This window comes from Bacillus sp. CGMCC 1.16607 (genome assembly GCF_042683745.1).
Classification (GTDB): domain Bacteria; phylum Bacillota; class Bacilli; order Bacillales; family Cytobacillaceae; genus Pseudoneobacillus.
Genome location: NZ_JBHUJX010000023.1, coordinates 1 through 19,744 on the forward strand (window position 1 = coordinate 1; position 19,744 = coordinate 19,744).

The 19,744-nt window shown below is 34.1% G+C and carries 19 protein-coding genes, 2 pseudogenes, 1 riboswitch and 1 other annotated feature; of the genes and pseudogenes, 6 read left to right on the plus strand and 15 right to left on the minus strand.

Translation table 11 applies throughout. From position 1 onward, the window contains the following. Positions 1-498: 498 nt before the first annotated feature. Both ACFSO7_RS15885 and ACFSO7_RS15890 read right to left on the minus strand, forming a co-directional pair. Positions 499-882 (minus strand): hypothetical protein, encoded by a 384-nt coding sequence (locus tag ACFSO7_RS15885; RefSeq protein ID WP_377878319.1) that lies wholly within the window; start codon positions 880-882, stop codon positions 499-501. 77 nt (positions 883-959) lie between these two features. Then, complete coding sequence (locus ACFSO7_RS15890; RefSeq protein WP_377878320.1) at positions 960-1,451, minus strand: hypothetical protein; 492 nt, start codon at positions 1,449-1,451, stop codon at positions 960-962. Between the two features lie 434 nt (positions 1,452-1,885). Between ACFSO7_RS15890 and ACFSO7_RS15895 the strand changes: the two genes are divergently transcribed. From ACFSO7_RS15895 to ACFSO7_RS15905, 3 genes are all read left to right on the plus strand, one after another. After that, the gene (locus ACFSO7_RS15895; protein WP_377878321.1) at positions 1,886-3,622 is read left to right on the plus strand and encodes a S41 family peptidase; all 1,737 of its coding nucleotides are present in this window, start codon (positions 1,886-1,888) and stop codon (positions 3,620-3,622) included. A 454-nt stretch (positions 3,623-4,076) separates the two neighbouring features. Then, the gene (locus ACFSO7_RS15900) at positions 4,077-4,688 is read left to right on the plus strand and encodes a hypothetical protein (protein ID WP_377878322.1); all 612 of its coding nucleotides are present in this window, start codon (positions 4,077-4,079) and stop codon (positions 4,686-4,688) included. A gap of 5 nt (positions 4,689-4,693) precedes the next feature. Beyond that, the gene (locus tag ACFSO7_RS15905; RefSeq protein ID WP_377878323.1) at positions 4,694-4,849 is read left to right on the plus strand and encodes a hypothetical protein; all 156 of its coding nucleotides are present in this window, start codon (positions 4,694-4,696) and stop codon (positions 4,847-4,849) included. Positions 4,850-5,199: 350 nt separating this feature from the next. On the opposite strand, the gene ACFSO7_RS15910 is transcribed toward ACFSO7_RS15905, so the two are convergent. From ACFSO7_RS15910 to ACFSO7_RS15975, 13 genes and pseudogenes are all read right to left on the minus strand, one after another. Then, a complete protein-coding gene (locus ACFSO7_RS15910; protein ID WP_377878324.1) occupies positions 5,200-5,472 on the minus strand; it encodes a hypothetical protein in 273 nt (90 codons plus the stop codon). Between the two features lie 267 nt (positions 5,473-5,739). After that, on the minus strand, positions 5,740-6,954 hold the full coding sequence (gene tyrS / locus ACFSO7_RS15915) for a tyrosine--tRNA ligase (protein ID WP_377878325.1): 1,215 nt from the start codon (positions 6,952-6,954) through the stop codon (positions 5,740-5,742). 86 nt (positions 6,955-7,040) lie between these two features. Beyond that, positions 7,041-7,292, minus strand: a binding site (T-box leader). A gap of 247 nt (positions 7,293-7,539) precedes the next feature. Further along, positions 7,540-7,929 carry a hypothetical protein gene (locus tag ACFSO7_RS15920; RefSeq protein ID WP_377878326.1) on the minus strand — a complete coding sequence of 130 codons (390 nt, stop codon included), beginning with the start codon at positions 7,927-7,929 and terminating at the stop codon, positions 7,540-7,542. A gap of 112 nt (positions 7,930-8,041) precedes the next feature. Next, a complete protein-coding gene (locus ACFSO7_RS15925) occupies positions 8,042-8,239 on the minus strand; it encodes a hypothetical protein (RefSeq protein WP_377878327.1) in 198 nt (65 codons plus the stop codon). A 364-nt stretch (positions 8,240-8,603) separates the two neighbouring features. After that, positions 8,604-9,380, minus strand: a complete 777-nt coding sequence (locus ACFSO7_RS15930; RefSeq protein WP_377878328.1) for a TatD family hydrolase — start codon at positions 9,378-9,380, stop codon at positions 8,604-8,606. A 1-nt stretch (position 9,381) separates the two neighbouring features. Next, on the minus strand, positions 9,382-10,125 hold the full coding sequence (locus ACFSO7_RS15935; protein WP_377878329.1) for an ABC transporter ATP-binding protein: 744 nt from the start codon (positions 10,123-10,125) through the stop codon (positions 9,382-9,384). Next, complete coding sequence (locus ACFSO7_RS15940; protein WP_377878330.1) at positions 10,122-10,886, minus strand: ABC transporter permease; 765 nt, start codon at positions 10,884-10,886, stop codon at positions 10,122-10,124. Before ACFSO7_RS15940 ends, ACFSO7_RS15935 begins: the two co-directional genes overlap by 4 nt. Beyond that, entirely contained in the window at positions 10,883-11,176 is a 294-nt protein-coding gene (locus ACFSO7_RS15945) for a thiamine-binding protein (protein ID WP_377878331.1), read from the minus strand. The genes ACFSO7_RS15940 and ACFSO7_RS15945 overlap by 4 nt, the downstream gene beginning before the upstream one ends. Before the next feature lie 15 nt (positions 11,177-11,191). Continuing rightward, entirely contained in the window at positions 11,192-12,154 is a 963-nt protein-coding gene (locus ACFSO7_RS15950) for an ABC transporter substrate-binding protein (protein ID WP_377878398.1), read from the minus strand. 257 nt (positions 12,155-12,411) lie between these two features. Further along, a riboswitch (TPP riboswitch) is annotated at positions 12,412-12,519 on the minus strand. A 329-nt stretch (positions 12,520-12,848) separates the two neighbouring features. Beyond that, positions 12,849-13,274, minus strand: a complete 426-nt coding sequence (locus tag ACFSO7_RS15955; protein ID WP_377878332.1) for a hypothetical protein — start codon at positions 13,272-13,274, stop codon at positions 12,849-12,851. 63 nt (positions 13,275-13,337) lie between these two features. Next, positions 13,338-14,600, minus strand: coding sequence for a DnaB-like helicase C-terminal domain-containing protein (locus tag ACFSO7_RS15960; protein ID WP_377878333.1), 1,263 nt, complete (start codon positions 14,598-14,600; stop codon positions 13,338-13,340). Continuing rightward, positions 14,597-15,524 (minus strand): annotated as a pseudogene (locus ACFSO7_RS15965) (DnaD domain-containing protein). The gene ACFSO7_RS15960 and the pseudogene ACFSO7_RS15965 overlap by 4 nt, the downstream one beginning before the upstream one ends. A 641-nt stretch (positions 15,525-16,165) precedes the next feature. Continuing rightward, positions 16,166-16,699: a DUF420 domain-containing protein gene (locus ACFSO7_RS15975; RefSeq protein WP_377878336.1), complete on the minus strand. Its 534-nt coding sequence runs from the start codon at positions 16,697-16,699 to the stop codon at positions 16,166-16,168. A gap of 253 nt (positions 16,700-16,952) precedes the next feature. On the opposite strand from ACFSO7_RS15975, the gene ACFSO7_RS15980 reads away from it, so the two are divergent. From ACFSO7_RS15980 to ACFSO7_RS15990, 3 genes and pseudogenes are all read left to right on the plus strand, one after another. Further along, a complete protein-coding gene (locus ACFSO7_RS15980; protein WP_377878337.1) occupies positions 16,953-18,545 on the plus strand; it encodes a M2 family metallopeptidase in 1,593 nt (530 codons plus the stop codon). 191 nt (positions 18,546-18,736) lie between these two features. Further along, positions 18,737-18,883 (plus strand): annotated as a pseudogene (locus ACFSO7_RS15985) (IS1595 family transposase); the annotation flags it as partial. A 26-nt stretch (positions 18,884-18,909) separates the two neighbouring features. Further along, positions 18,910-19,479 carry a dihydrofolate reductase family protein gene (locus ACFSO7_RS15990; protein ID WP_377878338.1) on the plus strand — a complete coding sequence of 190 codons (570 nt, stop codon included), beginning with the start codon at positions 18,910-18,912 and terminating at the stop codon, positions 19,477-19,479. Positions 19,480-19,744: the final 265 nt, after the last annotated feature.

Consider the following 19,744-nt stretch of genomic DNA (forward strand, 5'->3'; position numbering starts at 1 on the left):
AGAAATTATTCATTTAAATGAAGATAGTTATCGTATGAAGCATCGTTCTACCATATTTGGGGAAGAAAGTGTTTCAAATTAATAAGCAAAAATTGTGTCATTCTACTTGACGGTCACAATTATGCAGTTTGTAAAGAAAATGGACAGTGGAAGGTTGTATTTGATCGAGCCTTAACAATTGCTGCAATTCCTACAAATGAAAAGCCAGTAAACATTGAATGAGTATAAGATTTTGGACCATCTTTTATAAAGTTGGTCTTCTTTTTTTGCACATTTTAAATAGATGTTTCCTTAGTATAAAAAAGGCTATACCTTTCTGAATTCATCCCTGTTTAGTTTCATAACGCATTGATTTTAATGATTCAGTCCTTCAATTGTCTCAAAAATTCTGGAATATACTCCTTTTATGTTATCATCAGTTTTTTTATCATTGTATAATCCAAAACCCCAACTTTTTAACAATTTATCTTCATTTGATGTAAGAACCCCAACAGCAAATTAATTACCAGCAGTCGAACTCCAAGACTCATTAAATTCTGTTTCTATTACGGTAAAAGGGATATGACTATTAGCTGATATAAAATAGAACGGAATTTTTGAATCTAAGTAAATCTTTGCATACTTGCTTTCAGAAGCTTGAGTAAGATTTTCTTCTGTAATAAAGACTGCATTATAAGAGCCCATTTCCTCGCTAGTTAACTTATCAAAAGAAATTTCACTAAAAGTAACTTGTTCTTCTTTTACTTTTGGTGGTTCCCCAACAACTGCAATTCTTAAAGCTTTCCCTTCATACAACTCAAAATCAGGACTTTGAGTACAAGCCGATAAAGCAAAAATTAGTATTAACAGTACAAATGAAAAAATGTTTCTTCCATTTATCATTGTCTGCCTCCCCCACTTTATTTGCACAATCCCTTATGTATATTTAATTTCACAAAAAATCATACAAATTATGATTCTCACGGGGTATTTATTATTCCTTCACCGATCCTATAAATTGGTTGTTCAATCCCTTTTTCTAAAAGCCATGTTGATAGTTGTAAGAAAAATTCTTGCTCCTCATCCACCACTTTATATTTCTTCTTATCACTAACGACAAATCCCTTTTCATTTATATCTAAATCATAATTGTTTGATTCACCGTTACGAACACGATAGATTACAGTCATCATAAACGATTTACCATTATTTTTTATATTTTTATTTCCAAAGGATTTCCTATAGGTAACGGAGTCAAATATACTCATTATTGATTGAAGGTCTGCATTTTTATCGTCAAATTCAATTAAGTAATAATTCGTTGGTCCTCCATTTAGATAAGAAAAATATATCCTTTCTATTTTCGTAGAATGCGATATTACGCTTTTATAAGATATTGGAACTGAAAAATATCCAATCGTAATAATGATCACAAAGCTGAGTACACCAAGAGCAATTATTTTTTTCCGCAAATAATCTCCTCTCCCCTTATAATCTTGTTTTTGAATCCCTCAAACACATTAAATTTTACCATAAATATACATTTGGTTCCCCCAAAAAAACAGTCCACAAGAAGAAGAATAAATACCTGCCCATTTTGGGTCTTTTCAAATTGTTTGTTATGGAAGATTAGGCCACCTTTTCTTCCTAGAAGTGGGTGGAACAATGAAGTTCCCTTTTTTTCGCTCGCTAGGAAAGCCCTCTTCAATAGACTACCTTTCTTCGAAAATACCGAGTGGTTTATGTGTGTGTATCAAATAAGGGTCAATATTTATTAAGTAGCACCTTAAAATCACAAAAGTTAAGATAAAATCATTTGTAAACTTTTTACAAAAATGGAGGTAAATTTGAAGTCCTTGTCGAATATTTTTTATAAAATATTCTAATGGATTGGGGGAAATTATTATTGAAAAAGTTATGGCTTATCAGTTTGATATTTATTCTATTAGCAGGATGCAATCCTGCTAAAAATTCAGTCAAACAAGATAATAATACTTTATATGATGAGGGTTTCGAGTTTAGTAATGAGGTAATCGGGTCGAAACAAATACATAACGATTTATTTGTTTTGGGTAAAATTTGGGGATTTCTAAAATATTATCATCCAAATGTGGCAGCTGGTGAGTTTGATTGGGATGTCGAATTGTTTAAAATCCTTCCTGAAATACTTGAAGCTAAAAGTTTACAAGAAAGAGATAGTGCCATATCAGAGTGGATTACTGACCTAGGAACTTTCGAGGAGGAAAAAAAACAAGTAGCCGATAAGAACATAATCATTGAACCTGATTTAGATTGGATTTCTGAGTTGAATTTTGAAGAATCTTTAGAATCTGTACTGATTCAGGTCAAAAATGCAAAAAAATCAAGTGAAAACCATTACATATCCCTAGCCGAAAATGTTGGAAACCCTGTATTTAACGAGGAATCATATGTCTCTATGGATTACGAAAATGATGGGTACCGCTTATTGTCTTTATATCGTTACTGGAACATCATTGAATATTTTTTCCCGTATAAAAACCTGATTGACGAAGATTGGGATGACGTCCTTCAAGAATTTATCCCAAAATACATATCTGATTCAACTGAGCTGAACTATAAACTAACTACCTTAGAACTAATTGGTCGAATTCATGATACTCATGCAAATATATGGAATCAAGACGAAATATTAGATGAATTTTGGGGAGTGAACTCAGCTCCCTTTAGACTATCCTTTATTGAAAATAAACCAGTTGTCACAGGGTATTATGAACAGTATTTTGGAAAAAAATCGGGGCTAATTTATGGAGATGTCATTACTAAAATTAATGGTCAACCCGTTGAAGAAATGATCAAGGAAAAATTGAAGTATATACCTGCCTCTAATTACCCAACAAAATTAAGAGATATTGCACCAAAATTAATACAAACTAATGAGAAAAAATTGAACATCGAGATTAAAAGAGAAGGTACGTTAAATCAAGCTGAACTAGAAGTTTATCCTTTAACTGTTTTAGGTTTTAATCAATCCTTCCCACCGAAAACCATTGATAAAGACGGCTTTCTAAAATTAGATTCAAATATTGCCTATCTTTATCTTGGTAATTTATTCAATAGCGATTTACCAGACATTATGAAACAAATACGAGGGGCGAAAGGATTAATTATTGATTTAAGAGCCTATCCAGCTGATTTTATTTTATATAATTTATCGGAATATTTACTACCTAAAAAAACAACGTTTACAAAGATAACAATTGGAAGCATAGAAAAACCAGGTTTATTTAAAACCATCATAGAACTTGAGAACGGAAAAACAAATAAAAATTACTTTAAAGGAAAAGTAATTATTCTAGTTAATGAACAAACACAAAGCCAAGGCGAATTTACAGCGATGGCATTTAGACAAGCACCAGACGCATTGGTAATAGGTAGTACCACAGCAGGTGCCGATGGAAATGTTTCTCCATTCCAACTTCCAGGGGGTATAAATACTGGCATATCCGGAATCGGTATTTATAATCCAGATGGTTCAGATACACAAAGAGTTGGGATTATTCCGGACATTACCGTAACACCGACCATTGAGGGGATAAAACAGAATAAAGATGAGGTTCTTGAAAAAGCGATTTCATTAATAAACGATAAATCAAAAGAATAGCGAATAAAAATAGAAGTAGGAGCTTTAAAAAGGCTACTACTTCTTTATTAAATTTAAAGTTTAAACACTATTCTATGGTGCCTTAAAAAACAGTTATTTTAATTTGCTTTTTAATAATTTCACTCGTTAAAAAGAATATTATCCTTTTTTCATATCCATTTCACCTCTAATTTTCATAAACGTGGAAACCGAAGTATAAGTTCTACTTGCACTAACCTACACTTTACTCCCAGAAGGAATGAAAATAAGCCAACTATAAACAAGTTTTGTATAAAGACTTGTTTATAGTTGGTTTAAAAAGATCCTTTTTTAAAGAAGGATTTCCTCCCTTAATTCAGTATAATCTCCATTTTTCAAAGGAGACACGGGGACGGTTCCCGTGTTTCTTTTATTTCGCTAAACGAAGCAAACAGAAGAACCGTCCCCGTGTTCCCTATAGCAAATGAGGTATGTTATGCATATTATTCGAAAATATTTGTTTTACAGTTTATTAATCATCGGTTCATTTATTTCACCCTTTCCGAGTGCAGAAGCTTCTGTTGAACCTAAAGATTTAAAACAATTAGAAAAAGAAAAAATTGAATTGGAAGAACATATAGAAAAACTTAAACAACGACTTAAACAACTTGAACCTCCTAAACCTATAACTATCCTAGATTCTCCCTTCCCATTTGAACAAGGAGTTGAACAAATATATCCTACCGATGTCGTTCCTATTTCAGAAGTATTCAAACAGGGGAAGAAAATTGCTTTTAAGGTAATAAAAAGTGAAATGAGTTACAAAAGACCAATCTATGAAGAACACTGGCATAGTACATTTTGGGGTGGAAGGTGGAGTTATGTACCTTCTCGAATACATTATGCACTCCATCGTATGTTTACCTTTTATGACATTGGAATTTCGGGAGAACTTAATTTCAAACAAGATGTGGGTATTGATTTCCCGATATTCCAAAACAAAACCAAACTTGACCTATATATCATTGTATTTCAGACTAAAGTAACAGATGTCTATACAAAAGGAAATCAAATTGTAATGTTGGTAAGCCTACACGAACAGGTGTAGAGGTTTTGACTGTTAAAACTAGAGATATACAACCTTCAAATAAAGAAAAGTTGCTTCTTGTTCAATTAGCAACAAATTCCAATGAGCTTGATTACTCTCTAATTAGTTATCAACCACCAGATTTTTGGTTAAAGAAAATACAAACGGCAAAAGAACATTAAACAAGTTAGATTGAAACAAAGCAGCTGAAAGTAAACAAGTAATAAATAATAACCTTTTTATTTTCAGTTAAATTATTTATGGCTTAAGTTACAACGGCCTCCGGTAGTTGTATAACTATAATAAAAAATCGACTACCCAATGGGTAGTCAATCTAATTTACAGGTTCAAAAACAATTGATTCTTTATAGGTTCTTGAAGGTCCAGGTGCTTTTTTTTCCATCTGTGAATGTAATCGGTTCATCTTCCCAAATTATAACAAATTCTAATTTATTTATTCCTGCTTTAACGGGAAAGTTTGTAAATCTAAAGGTCTGCCCTTTTGTCATTTTATCACTTTTCATTTGTGGTGCTAATCCGTACATAATACTGGTACCTTGTTCATTCCTAAAGCTCCTACATAAACTTTGTGGGCTAATCCCTTTTTGTTTGTCACTAACAAGCTGTATACTTCGTGCTTTCCTTTCTCACCTTGTGCCAAGTTTTTATCTTTAGATGGAACCAATAACTCAACTTTCCAATGTTCTGTTTCTTTTGTAGCAGGTACTTTAAATTCAGCTTTTGTTTGAAGTGGCAAAATCGATACACTTAAAAATAAGAGTACGATAATAAGTAATCTCTTCAACTAATTTACCTCCACAATAATTGACTTATTAATTACCCCAAATAAAAAAATACACAGTGGATATTTTTGTTTGAAATAATGTGAGATCCTTGCTTAAGGAAAGATAGCCTAATTTAGTTGACCTAGATAAGAAACGCTAATTCAAGAATCGCGCCTGATTGTTGTAGATCATTTATGTGTCTAAAGGAAGAAAAGTTTCCGTTAGTACAATAAAAAAAGAGCGTTAATATTGAATAATCCATTTAACGCTCCTAAAAGATTTCTATATTATTTAATGAAACGTATAAATCGCTTTTTACCAATTTGTAATACGTCTTCATTCATTAATACAATGTCTAAATCCTCTTCATTTATTTTTTCTTTATTGAGCTGTACACCATTTTGTTTAACTATACGTATAAATTCGCTTTTACTTTTTACGAATCCTTTTTCAATTAGCTGGGGAATGATGGCTTCAACTGTTTCTGCACCAATTTCTATTAAAATTTTAGGAACATCATCTGGTATTTCTTTTTTACTAAACGCTGTTTCAAAATACGTTATCGCTCTTTTTGCTTCTTCTTCTCCCCAGTATAAATTCGTGATAACTTTAGCTAATTTAAGTTTAATATCTCTTGGATTAACTCCTTTTTCAAGAAGTTGTTTAATGTTTTCTATTTCATCTGGATGTTCATCCGTTGCCAACTCAAAGTATTTAATAATTAGGCTATCGGGTACTTCCATAACCTTTTTAAACATTACTTCTGCCGGTTCATTTACTCCGATATAATTTCCAAGACTTTTGCTCATCTTCTCTATACCATCAAGACCTTCAAGTAAGGGCATAAAAATGGCAATTTGCTTTTCTAATCCCCAATGTTTTTGAAGTGTACGGCCCATAAGAATGTTAAACGTTTGGTCTGTACCACCTAATTCAATATCCGCTTGTATCTCTACTGAATCGTATGCTTGCATTAGTGGGTAAAAAAATTCGTGAATTCCGATTGGCACTTGATTTTTATATCTGTTTTGGAAATCATCACGTTCTAATATTCTTGCAACTGATGTTGTTGCTGCTAATTTAATGACTTCCTCGAATGTTAATGTTGAAAGCCACTCACTATTAAAGCGAACAGTTGTTTTTTCTGAATCTAACACTTTAAAGATTTGTTCAAAGTATGTTTTGGCATTTGCTTTAACCTGTTCGTCACTTAGAGCTACTCGGCCTTTTGCTTTTCCTGTTGGATCCCCAATACGGCCTGTAAAATCACCGATAATAATTACTACTTTATGACCTAAATCTTGCATCTGTTTTATTTTTCTTAATACAACTGCATGACCTAAATGAATATCTGGTGCGGAAGGGTCAAGCCCTAATTTAATAGTAAGTGGGATCTGTAACTGGTATGACTTCTCTAATTTAGCCAGTAATTCTTCCTCGTTTACTATTTCTTGAACACCTTTCATAATAATTTTTAATTGTTCTTCTGGTTTTACTATCATACTAACATCTCCTTGAAATATTATTTCTAATATTGCAAGCTCTATAAGAAGCAAAGGATAATAAAAAAACGCCCTTTTGGATTAACCAAAAGGACGATTTATCTCGTGTTACCACCTTTAATTCATAAGCAATTCATATCGCTTATCTTAGTAAGTACAGTCAATGACGATACTTTAGCACATGATTACGGGTGCTTAACCGGTGTAGCCTACAAAGGAATTCCTGTTCGGTACACAGCTCCAAGATGTATTCACAATCGTTCAACATGCACCTCTCATCAACCGGTAACTTTCTGTCTGTTAACATGATTGCTACTCTTTCTTATCATAGCCTTTGTTCTTATACTCCGAAATGTTTTAAACAAATCTTCGTTATGCAGATATTAATGTTTTTGATTTTATCTATATTATTTAAATCTGTCAATACAATAGATTTCTATTCCAGAAAATAACCTATTACTGAAAAAGGCACAATCCTCTTTAAGAATTGCGCCCAATTGTTGAATAGTAAAATATGAGAAAAAGCTGCAAAAATAACACATTAGCTATTGTGCTAAAGCTCACCGTTTAATAAAGGGGAAAATCTTATTTGGACAAATGTTTGTATTCTAATATTTCTATTTTAAAATCATGTTTACATTTCTGATTATTAATCTTTCCGCTGTCACAGGATGGAGATACTCTTATTTTGATTAAATCCTCTATATTTTCTTTGGATAGAATGAGAATTTTTACAGCTACATCATAAGAATGACTGTCATTGTAATTTATACCGACAATTCTTTGCCATTGCCAATTAAAAAAGCTATCACCCCCATACTCTTTTATTACTCTATTATCAACAATTGGAAAAATAATGTCTAAAACTATATCTTCTGTTGTGACATACATATCTTCAGTGTCTGCGTTAACAGAATGTATTGGAGTTAAAGCAGATAATAAAATTCCTAATAAGATAATGTAAAGTTTTAACATAAAAAACCACCCAGAATTCTTATTTAACCCTTATTATCCCAAGAATTTAGGCTCTTTGTTAAACAACCCTGCTCTTTTTAGTGCAAACAAAAGGGAGATCCCTTTTTCTTGCTCATACCATCTTCACAAAACACTCCGCCAAAGCCGGAAACCGCACATATTCCCTTCTCATCTCCCGAAACGAAATCACCTCATTCCCTCTAGTAATCTCAAAATCTAGCGGATATTCATGACAGTTCTCAGGGGAATGATGAAATGTTTCTTGATAGAATTGGATAGCTTCTTGCTCGATGGCTGCAAAGATAAACACAAACTCCTTCTTACTTCTCTTCAGAAAAAACACGGGGACGGTTCTTTTGCTTCGTTTTGAAGCAGAAGAGCCATCCCCGTGCTTTCAATTATTATCTTGGTCAATGACAGAAAAAAGAAGTAATCGCCTGCTCCCTCGCAAATAATAGGCAAATTACTTCTTTTGTTAAAACCCTTTTAGACAGCCGCTAACTTGCAGCGTGTAGTTGTACTGATTAGGTGTGAATGCACCTAATCTTTTTTATTATATTCTTATTAAAAGATATTATTAAGAAATTATGCAATTCACAAACTGTACAAACAGAATGTCATCGTTCTTACCGTCTGTGTTTCTAGTTCCCGAAACCTTCTTTCTCCCAAGGGAATTATATATTATAAAACTTTTTTACGTTGTCATATAATTGAGCATAAACGTCATTCAAAGGAAGCATTTTTATGGTAGAGATCTCTGTGACAACATGATGCAACATTTTTGGATGAGTCTTTTGATCTGCAAATATCCCTTCAAATGGCCATGGTCCATCCGTTTCTGCCATCATTAATTGTAACGGAAAGGTTCGGACAACCTCTCTCGTTTCCTCTTCGTAAAGAATATCGGGGGTAAGAGAGACAAAATACCCATTTCGGATGAGCCGTTCCATCGTTTTGTTGTCCCCTTTAAACCAATGAAAATGAGCATTTTTCATGTTGTGCTTTTCTAATAGATCACAAACAACTGGTGCGTCATCATAAACAGCATGTAAAATAACTGGTTTATTCAATTTCTTGGCTAACATAATAAAGCTTTCCAAAACATCAACATAATGTTCGTATGGGAAAGGTGATGTTTTACCTTCCAACCTTAAATAATATGGAAGACCTACTTCTCCAATAGCGACCATTTGATCTGAATGTTTTTCGATCCAAGCGAAATGCTCCATCAACTCAACCTCGGTTGGTAAAGGCTGTTCAGGATGAAAACCAAAAGCTGGATAAATAGTGGGATAAAGTTTAGCAATCTTTAAATTTTCTTGGCAAGAAGGTAAATCCATCGAGACATTTATTAGACCCTCCACATGATGAAGAGAGAGACTTTCCGCAATCCCTTCTCTATCCTTTTCCTTATATTTGTCAAAGTGAATATGAGCATCGAATACATTCATTTTACCTACTACCTTTCAGTTCCTTGAAAATGTCCTTTTTCATCCGTTGAAAATGATCATCCATAAGTAAATCTTCGTTTCTTGGCCTCGGAAATATCACTTTGATTTCTTTGACTACTTTGGCTGGTCTTTCTGATAAAAGATAAATTCTGTCTGATAAAAACAAGGCTTCCTCAATGTTATGCGTAATAAATAGAATTGATTTTTTTTCCTTTTCCCAAATGGATAGTAACCATTTTTGCATATCGAGTCTCGTAAATTCATCTAAAGCTGAAAAAGGTTCATCCAAAAGCAATAATGATGCTGGACTAATCAGTGCGCGGATAAAGGCAACTCGCTGCTTCATGCCGCCAGACAGTTGATGTGGATACACATTTTCGTACTCTGCTAAACCTACTTTACTCAACCAGCTTTTGGCTTCCTCCCTATTCATTTTTTTATGTAATTCTTGACCTAAGACAACATTTTCTAATACACTTCTCCATGGCAAAAGAGAGTTTTGCTGGGGCATGTAGCTTATATGTCCCGTTTCACCTGTTATTTTTTTATCTCCTAGAAAAATGTCTCCTGATTCAGGATTCAATACCCCGCCAAGACATTGAAAAATAGTACTTTTCCCGCTTCCTGAAGGTCCTATGATGGAAACAAATTCACCTTGATTTACTTCTAACGAAATAGCATCCAGAACTTGACCCGTTTTGGCAAAAGATAATGAGATGTTCTCTGTTCTTATCACTGAATTCATTTTGTTCCCTCTTTTGGCATCCACTTTATCATTCTTTTTTCAATTAATTCAATTATAAGATAAAATGTAAGACTTAGTATGATGATGATAAAAATAGCAAGGAATACGCGATCTGTTCGAAATGAAGATGAAGATAAGGTCATATACACCCCTATCCCTTTTTCTGAACCTAACCACTCTGAAATAACAGCACCCATCACACTATAGGTGGCCGATATTTTCAACCCAGAAAATATGGGTGGTAACGCGTTAGGAAACTCGATCTTCGTAAAAATTTGCCAAGTAGTAGCTCCAGACATACGCATATAATGCATTAAATCATTAGGAACATTTTTAAAACCGTCTAGCGAAGCAATGGTGACTGGAAAAAAACAGATAAGCGTTAAAATAATCATTTTTGGTAAATAGCCGAAGCCAAACCAAATAACTAGCAAAGGTGCTAACACGATAATCGGTATATTTTGCGACAATATTAAAAAGGGATAAAACATTTTTTTTACACTTGGAATCAAATGAAGAATAATAGCTAATAGGATTCCAAAAGAAGAACCTATGATTAATCCAACGAAAGATAACCATGAAGTTGCCAATGCATCAGGTAGAAAAAGAGAATAATTTGTGATTGCTTCTGTAAAAATGATAGATGGTGAAGGTAGTAGCCATTTTGGTATTTGGCTATAGCGGGATATACATTCCCAAATGATGAAGAAAAGGACGAGGACCAATAATGGTCTCCATCCTTTTGCAAATAATTTGATCATGGTCGATACTTCTCTGTTAAAGTATCCATGGTAATCCCTTCAGGTTGAAATAAAATTTTCACTTGAGAGATCACATTTCGACTACCTAGTTCTACCATTTTTTTATTCATCTTTTCTATGATACTTAACAATTCAGTTAAGTCACCCTCCATTGTTGTTTCTAGTGGGTGAACTTCGTATTTAACTCCAGCTTGATTGATGACTTCAATTGCTGCATCAACTAAAGCATATAACTCTTCACTGCTTTGTGCTTTCGGTATAATTTGTATACTCACTAATGCATTGGGCATCTTCTAAAGTCTCCTTTATTTAGGTAAGTATTCATTCGTAAAGGCTTTTTCAGCGTCTAATTCCTTATCAAGTAGTTCATTTTCAAACATCCAAGTACTATAGTTTTCCCATACTTCTAATTTTTGCTCTCCCCAACGCGCAGCATCATCTTGATATTTCGACGATAACCATTCTTGGCTTTTCTTAACAAGCTCTTGATCCAATTCAGGTACAGCCTTGATTAAAATATCTGCACTGTCCGCTGGGTGATCAATCGCGAAATTGTAACCTTCTGAAAGGGCAGCCATAAATTCTTTAACGGTTTTCTCATCATTTTTTATCATATCTTCATTCGTTGAAATAACAGGCGTATAATAATCGAGTTTATCAGAGTAGTCTGTTAAATAAACCATATTGATTGGTTCATTTCTTAATTCAGCTTCTACCCCAGTCCAGCCATAAAAAATCCAAGCAAAATCGATATCACGTTTTACAGCAGTAAAGAAATCAGAGTCACCCATATTCACAATCTTTACTTTGTTCACATCGGCATTTTCTGTATTCATAATCGATGTGATAACAGCCTTTTCAATTGGTGAACCCCAACCACCATAGGTTTTGCCAGCAAAATTTTTTGGTGAAAGGATGTTTTTCGTTTTTGGCGATGCAAAACCTGACGTATTATGCTGAATAACAGCTGCTAATGATACTAATGGGATTTCTTGAATTCTCGCTTGAGTAATCGCTTCTTGATAGCTCACACCAAATTGTGCTTTACCAGAAGCGACAAGTTGATCGGCTCCTGCGTCACCAGGCATGACAATCTCAACATCTAAGCCATGCTTTTTAAAATATCCTTTTTCCTTCGCTACATAAATCCCTGTATGATTCGTATTTGGTGTCCAATCAAGAACAATGGAAACCTTTTTCAAACTTTTATTCTCACTTGCTTTGTTCTCTTTTTTACTTGAATTACATCCTACTAACCCAATTACCATTAGTAAGGATAAAAATAAAATGGAAATCTTTTTCACAATTTTCCTCTCCTAAACAAAATGTTAGACAATGAAGGTGGAAAAGAAAGATGGGATAAAGTTAAAATGAAAGACTATTTTCGTCATTTTGTTTTTTTCGTGTCATTTAACTTTAGTAATCTGAGTTGATTGTAACAACATCTATGTGAAAATAGCCAAATAAAAAAACGCTCAGGGCATCCCAAGCGTTTGTCATAATCCATAATAAACGGTCAAACTTCGTCTATTAGAAAGATGTTCCCTACGCTGGTACTAACCAGATCAGGTTAAAGGGTCAGCATCTTTGGATACTTTCTCAGCCAGCACTACCGGCTCCCCTACATTCCCAATTCTCCAATTGTCTATTACACTATACAAAATAACTCCGTTTTCGTCTAGTGAATAAACAAAGTAATTTATTACAGGTTTTCACTTAACTATCCCTCTAGTAATTTTGTCTTAAAAATCATCCCCATTTCGAATTGCCATAATATGTTCATCTTTTGTTAATGGAATCTGGCTTCTCCTTTTCATACAAGTCTCCACTCATTTATCTTCTTACTAATACTGTCTGATTATATCTATCTAGTGTTCAACTGGTTTTGGACATTTGTGTTGTATAGAAATATTTACCCACTTTAATTGTGTAGATAAAACTTGATAGTAGTTCGTATCCACTTCACACAATTTTTTTATAATACCCCGCTACAACCGGAAAACTAACAAATTCCTTCCTCATCTCCCGTAACGAAATCACCTCATTCCCTCTAATAATCTCAAAATCTAGCGGATATTCATGACAATTCACTGGGGTTTGATGAAATGTTTCTTGATAGAATTGGATAGCATCTTGCTCGCTGACTGCAAAGATAAATATAAACTCCTTCCTACTTCTCCTCAGTGAGTAGATGTTTACCTTATGAATACCTAATACATTGTTCTGAACCAATTCAGCTACTATCTGATGATCAGCTTGATATAAGTCTATTTTGGATATGTCATCATCTAATAAAATTTTCTCTTCCGCTAATAAATGGTAAAGGTAATGAGCCAATGAGGAGTATTCATTGGTAAAACAATCTAAGTATACCTCTTTCACTAACATGGAATCATACCTCGATATCCGACTTATTTTCGTAGACTTACTAATTAAAGCTTTAATGCAATTTTAACAAAGTGGTTGACTCTGTTCCTTTCGCTCCTCAATCCTCCCTGTGTTCAAATTATAATTGACTGCGACCTGCCCAACTGGACCATTTCGATTTTTCGAGACGATGATTTCAAGATAATGATTCTGGGTTTTCTTTTCATAATAAAATTCACGATATAAGAACAAAATGACATCAGCATCCTGTTCCACACTGCCCGATTCCCGAATATCAGACATCATCGGTCGTTTAATGGCCCTTGATTCCACCGATCGATTTAGCTGTGCTAGACAAATCAACGGGCAATTAAAATTCTTTGCCATCGTTTTTAGAGATCTGGATATTTCCGTAACTTGAGAATGAGAATTGCCTCCGTATGATTGACTTGAATGTATGAGTGTCAAATAATCGATAAAAATAATGGGCTTCTTATATGGAAATTGATTCATCACTTTTCTCGTTTTCGCTCTCATTTCCGCAATTGTTTGTCCAGCCCCATCGAAAATTTGTATATTCGTTTCATTGAGATCACCAATCACATCCGACCATTTATTCTTTTGACTTTCAGTTAGCATTCTTTTTGGATCTCGCAATTTTCCACGGTTGAAGTCGCCTGTCGAAGCAATTAATCGCTTGGTTATCAGCTTCTCAGGCATTTCTAACGAAAATATAATTGGCATATAGCCTTCCCACCCCGCCAATTTAGCAAAATGAAGCATCACGTCTGTTTTTCCCATGGAAGGTCTTGCTGCAAGAATGGTCACTTCCCCATCCCGAAACCCTCCTGTCATATTGTCTAGCTTTTTGATACCTGTTGAGGCACTTTTCAATGTGAATTGATCTTCCCAGGGTGCTTCATATATAGCTGTCAATGCTTGTTGTATCGATGTATGATCATCCATTTTCATCGTGTTAATTTTATCTAATTCGCCAATGACTTTTGCAATTTCCCAATCATTCATGGCAGCGCGCGTTAGGATGTTTCTCTTTTCACGCTCCTTCCACAGATCTAGTATTAGCTTCTCTACCCCTTCAAATTTCTCAACATCGGCATAGGATAACAGCTCCGAAAGGTAAGACATCCCACCAAATAACTCCAGGTCAGGTAAGGTGGTAAAGGTAATGAGATCCACATTTTTACCTGATTGGATTAACCCTGACATTCTTCTCATTAGCTGTTGATGTCTTGTACTTTCTAGTTGTTCAGGTTGAATAACAGTATCCTTGAGCAAATACTCCGCTTTCATCAAGGTTCCTAAGAACACCTTTTCTACGATACTCACCAATCTTCACCTGCCGTTAGATCGAGTTCAAAGTCAGCTGGCATCTCACTTCCGCTAGAATTCGATTCGATTGATTGTTTATGCTTAGGCTTCTGATTTTTCTGATACGAATCAATTTCTTCCACGGTCAGTAAAGATTCATTTTCCCAGTTTTTCAGAATGCCAACCACATAGTTTAGTTTTCGTTTATTATTGGCACACGCAATATTCATGGCTTTTAAAATCACTTGTTTCGGATGTAAAAAGCTAGAATCATCTAACCAGGCTAATAGCTGCTCTTTTGCATTCAAGTTCGAAAAACCAAATCCATTATTGTCCCAAAACTTGATAATATCTATCACATCTTCTTTTTTGGGAGGATGAATGAATGGATTTTCTTTAATTGGGTGAAAAGCTTGTTGTTGTTTTTCATTATCATTTTCTAGTGTTGATTGCGGCAAAAATGGATCGTTAAGCTCTTCACCTTCAGGATCTACGTATAAATCATCGCGATCATGGTTTATCACTCCTTCTTGTTCACAAAAGGATTCAAATAAGCTCCTAATTTCCTCTTTTTGAATCGATTCCGAAATATATCGAATAAGTGAGGTATCCTCGACCTCTTTTAATTCGGAATAAACGCAATCCATGACAGGCTTTCCACCTTTTTGCAGGTTATACTTTCCCCAGTTTTTAATAGCGAGTTCTCTTGTTTCCGGATTATAACGGATCAGCTTGAGATGATGGATAAATCGATTCAACACTTTCGATAGAATAACCCAAATCAAACGCCATTCTTTTCTTCGTAATTTGATAGATTCCAGTTTGAGTGGTATTTGAATTCGTCAGAAGATAAAGATAAAAATACTTATCTTCCGGAGTCATCTCCTCTAAAACCATTGGATTATTCCAAAAATCCGTTCGCACCATTCTATACTTTGCCATCCTCAAACACTGTCCTCTCTACTAATAAAATTCTTTCATAGTATATATAGGGAAATATAAGCAATGAGGTCAGTATCGCTTTCAAATAATTGTGAAAAGTCTATGACAAAATGATTGATTGAAACTTCCTGTTAAACTTTAAAAAATGAATCGTATGAAATACTTTGTTCCCCCAATACAAAAACACTCACAAACATTTAGAAAACAACATTTGAGAGTGTTTCGGAGCTATGGTATCCAACATAATATTATTTACATTCATCCGTTTGATGTATTTCTTTTCCTCGGATTTTTTCCAACTTCCTCTCGTCTTTTGGTTAAACTTTTTCCGTTCTCTGTTGCTTCTTCTTCCCGTTTTATCAAAAAGTTTTTTCACCTTTTCCATTTTGCATTTTGTACAAATGAATTGATCACTATATGATTCTCTTTATTTGTATTAAACGCTTTTTGTAGTTGTTGTTTTTCTTTTTATTATCTTTTTCTTTTTTATTTTCTTTTTGTCCACGTATCGTAGAATGAAGCGTAATCGTATCACTAAATCTTTAGAAACTGCATTTTTTAGGTAAGTGATTGATCACCCTGTATTTTTATAAAAAAAGTACCTGTTCTTCTAAATCCAAAGAACAGGTACTTTCTAATTTTTAATAGTATGGTGAAATCATTAAATAAACAATCACTCCAGTTAAACTAACATATAACCATAAAGGCATGGTCCATCGCGCTATTTTTTTATGTCGTTCGTTTTCTAAATTCCAGGCTCTAGCAACGGATGTTAACACCAATGGTACGATAACAGCTGCTAAGATTATGTGCGTGATTAAGATAAAGTAATACACGCCTGCCATCCATCCTGTCCCCCCGTAAGGTGTGGATTCGGATATAAAATGATATGTTACATAAGAGATAAGAAATAATGTTGTAGAAATAAATGCAGCGTAAATAAACCTGCGATGTACTTGAATATTTCTCTTTAAAATGGCTAATAGTGCACCTACTAAGAATAAGAAAGTGAAACTATTAAAAATCGCATTCATCATAGGTAAAATTTTCACATCAAACGCTGTAAAATTTTCAACCCCCGGTATCCCAGCTAATACTAAAACTAATAGATTCACAATAATCGATATCGTAATAATAGCTGGCTTGTAATTTCTTTTTATAACTTGTTGACTCATTTACATACATCCCTTCAAAAGTGTCCCATTCATTATACACCATCATTGAAAGGTTAGCTTCTCTCCACCATCCTCCCCATATGTACAAAATAGTCATTTTGTCTTTTAATGGCGCCTGACACCATACTCAATTATATTTTTACATCCGCTTTTTCAAATATTTTACATCTTTTAAAGGTTTAAGAATATCTTTAGCGAATTCTTAATAATGTAAAATTGGTGATACTTTTAATATAGAAAGGTAGCGATAAATATGGAAACACTACAAACATTTCTAAAAGATTTCAATGACCAAATGCAAGTATTATACAAAGCTACAGCTGAGGCTGCTTGGATGGCCCAAACAACGGGTGACTCTGAGTGGGCTGCTAAATTTAGTGAAGCTGAAACCAAGTACAATCTATTATTCTCTTCAAAAGATACATACGAGAAAACCAAACACTTTCTAGCAACGGAAAACGTAACAGAGATTGAAAAACGTCAGCTTCAACTTTTACTAAGCGAAATGGAAGGCAACCAACTACCTGAAGAAGTGATTGCTGATTTATCCAAACGCTCTTCTGAACTAAATTTATTATTTAACACATACGAGCCTGTTGTGGATGGGAAGAAGTATTCTGCCAATGAAATTCGAGAAGTATTGTTGAATAGTGATGACCAAGAACTACGCAAAAAAGTATGGTTTGCAAGTAAGGAAGTTGGTAAAGCCGTAGAGAAAGGCCTAATTGAGCTTGTGAAGAAGCGCAATGAAGCTGCACAAATACTTGGTTATGATAACCATCATCAAATGGGCTTTACTCTTCAAGAACTTGACCGTGACGAGGTATTCGCTATTTTCAACAAACTTATTGCTCAATCAGATGATGCTTACCGCTTGATGAAGAAAGAATTAGATGAACGTTTAGCAACTAGATTTGGGATTAGTCCAGATGATATACGCCCTTGGCATTATGTCGATCCCTTTTTCCAAGAGGCACCACCATCTGATTCAACTAATCTAGATCCTTTTTACAAAGGGAAGGATATTGTCCAAATCACTACGGATACATTTAGCTCAATGGGAATCGAAATTGATGATCTATATGCAAAAAGCGATTTGTTCCCTAGAGAAAAGAAAAACCCAACAGCCTTTTGCATGGATGTTGACCGTGAAGGTGACGTTCGTGTCCTTTGTAGCTTAATGGAAGATGCGTATTGGATGGAAACGAATCTGCATGAGTTTGGTCATGCAGCTTATTACAAATATGTAGACCCTAGCCTTCCATTCGGATTACGTAAAGAAAGTCATATCTTAACAACTGAATCGATTGCGATGTTATTTGGAAAAATGGGCAAAGACCCTCGTTGGTTAAAGCGCTTCTTACAAGTTGACGAAACAACAGTAAATGAGCTTTCTCCTGAATTAGAAAAGTTCCAGCAGTTACAAATGCTTATTGCAGTAAGATGGATTGTTACCTTTGTATTTTTTGAAAAAGAATTGTACGAAAATCCCGATCAAGATTTAAACGCTTTATGGTGGAAAACAGTAAATGAAGTTCAGCTAGTCACTCCTCCAGATTCAACTGATAATCCTGATTGGGCAGCAAAAATTCATTTTACACTTGCACCTGTTTATTACCAAAATTATCTACTTGGAGAATTAATGGCAGCACAACTTCTTCGTCATATAGAAACGAAGATTTCCCCTGAATTTTTCATAAAAGAAACGGGAGAAATGCTCATCAATCAATTCTTCAAACCAGCAGCCCTTTATGACTGGAATGAAAAAATTAGCCGTGTAACGGGTGAAAAATTAAACCCTTCTCACTTTGTTGATGTTTATTGCAAAACTCAGGTAAAAAGTTAATTAGTGAAAAAAGGATAGCTAAGACTAAATGGTCTAAGCTATCCTTCAGACTGTAGACATACTCGAAGAATTTCGAGTTTACCTGCAGTTTTTTTCTATTGACTCTGTTAAAGGTAAATGTTGATATTTGGAACCTATCCGAATTCTTGATATAATCAACATAAGAACAAGCATTCGGGGAGTTTATCAAGGTGAGCAAAGCGTTTAGCAACTTGTTAAAGTATATTGAAAAATTACCACATACACAAAAAGAACAAGTTTATCAATGGGTTAAACGCTATGTTGAACCTTCATCCTCTGCTAGTGGTAGCTTAATCAACGGGATAGAAGAATCAAAATCTGAATGGTAATAGGATGAATAATTATGATAAATAACGTAAAACAGAGAAGAATAATTTTAGATTTAGCAGTTACTTTAGATGGTTTTATTGAAGGGAAAAATGGAGAAGTTGATTGGTGCATTATGGACCCTGATATGGGGTTTACTGATTTCTTAAATCAAATTGATACTATTTTATATGGTAGAAAAAGCTACGATTTATGGGGACACTATATTCCAAAAAATGAAGACCCTGATACCGAAAAGGAAATTTGGAAATTGGTTCATAGTAAAAAGAAATATGTTTTTTCCAAAACACAAAATGAGATTGATCATCAAGCAATATTTATAAATGATAATATTCTTGAAGAAATAAATAAATTGAAGAAAAAGTCTGGTAAAGACATCTGGCTATATGGTGGAGCAAGTCTCATTACAACTTTTATAAATTTGGGGCTTGTTGATGAATTTAGATTATCTATTCACCCTGTTGTCTTGGGAGAAGGAAAACCGTTGTTTATTGATTTAAAACAGAGAATAAATTTAAAAATGGTTAATACAAGAACATTTTCCTCTGGCGTTGTGCAAATAATTTATCATTGGAATGGTAACTAAAAAAATCTTTCACTCCAAAGATATATTGTATTAAATATTATAAGGTAATACTCGACAGTAGTTTCATCTATTGCACTCTAAAGGGGAATCCATAAATAATGGGTTCCCCTTAATATTATGGAAATATAAACATTAAATTTTAACAGAGCCATTCTATTTAAATAAGTTTATACTCAATAACCGTTGATTTCTGCTACGGGCGAATGCTTTCCGCAGGGTGTGAGCTTTTTAGCCTCCTCAGTCGCTTTGCTTCCTGCGGGGTCTC

Coding starts and splice junctions, on each gene's coding strand:
- ACFSO7_RS15980 (WP_377878337.1), top strand. CDS start 16,953: ATGGAAACACTACAAACATTTCTAAAAGATTTCAATGACCAAATGCAA.
- ACFSO7_RS15930 (WP_377878328.1), bottom strand. CDS start 9,380: ATGAATGTATTCGATGCTCATATTCACTTTGACAAATATAAGGAAAAG.
- ACFSO7_RS15935 (WP_377878329.1), bottom strand. CDS start 10,125: ATGAATTCAGTGATAAGAACAGAGAACATCTCATTATCTTTTGCCAAA.
- ACFSO7_RS15900 (WP_377878322.1), top strand. CDS start 4,077: ATGCATATTATTCGAAAATATTTGTTTTACAGTTTATTAATCATCGGT.
- ACFSO7_RS15950 (WP_377878398.1), bottom strand. CDS start 12,154: ATGGTAATTGGGTTAGTAGGATGTAATTCAAGTAAAAAAGAGAACAAA.
- ACFSO7_RS15920 (WP_377878326.1), bottom strand. CDS start 7,929: ATGTTAAAACTTTACATTATCTTATTAGGAATTTTATTATCTGCTTTA.
- ACFSO7_RS15885 (WP_377878319.1), bottom strand. CDS start 882: ATGATAAATGGAAGAAACATTTTTTCATTTGTACTGTTAATACTAATT.
- ACFSO7_RS15940 (WP_377878330.1), bottom strand. CDS start 10,886: ATGATCAAATTATTTGCAAAAGGATGGAGACCATTATTGGTCCTCGTC.
- ACFSO7_RS15975 (WP_377878336.1), bottom strand. CDS start 16,699: ATGAGTCAACAAGTTATAAAAAGAAATTACAAGCCAGCTATTATTACG.
- ACFSO7_RS15955 (WP_377878332.1), bottom strand. CDS start 13,274: ATGTTAGTGAAAGAGGTATACTTAGATTGTTTTACCAATGAATACTCC.
- tyrS (WP_377878325.1), bottom strand. CDS start 6,954: ATGATAGTAAAACCAGAAGAACAATTAAAAATTATTATGAAAGGTGTT.
- ACFSO7_RS15990 (WP_377878338.1), top strand. CDS start 18,910: ATGATAAATAACGTAAAACAGAGAAGAATAATTTTAGATTTAGCAGTT.
- ACFSO7_RS15945 (WP_377878331.1), bottom strand. CDS start 11,176: ATGCCCAATGCATTAGTGAGTATACAAATTATACCGAAAGCACAAAGC.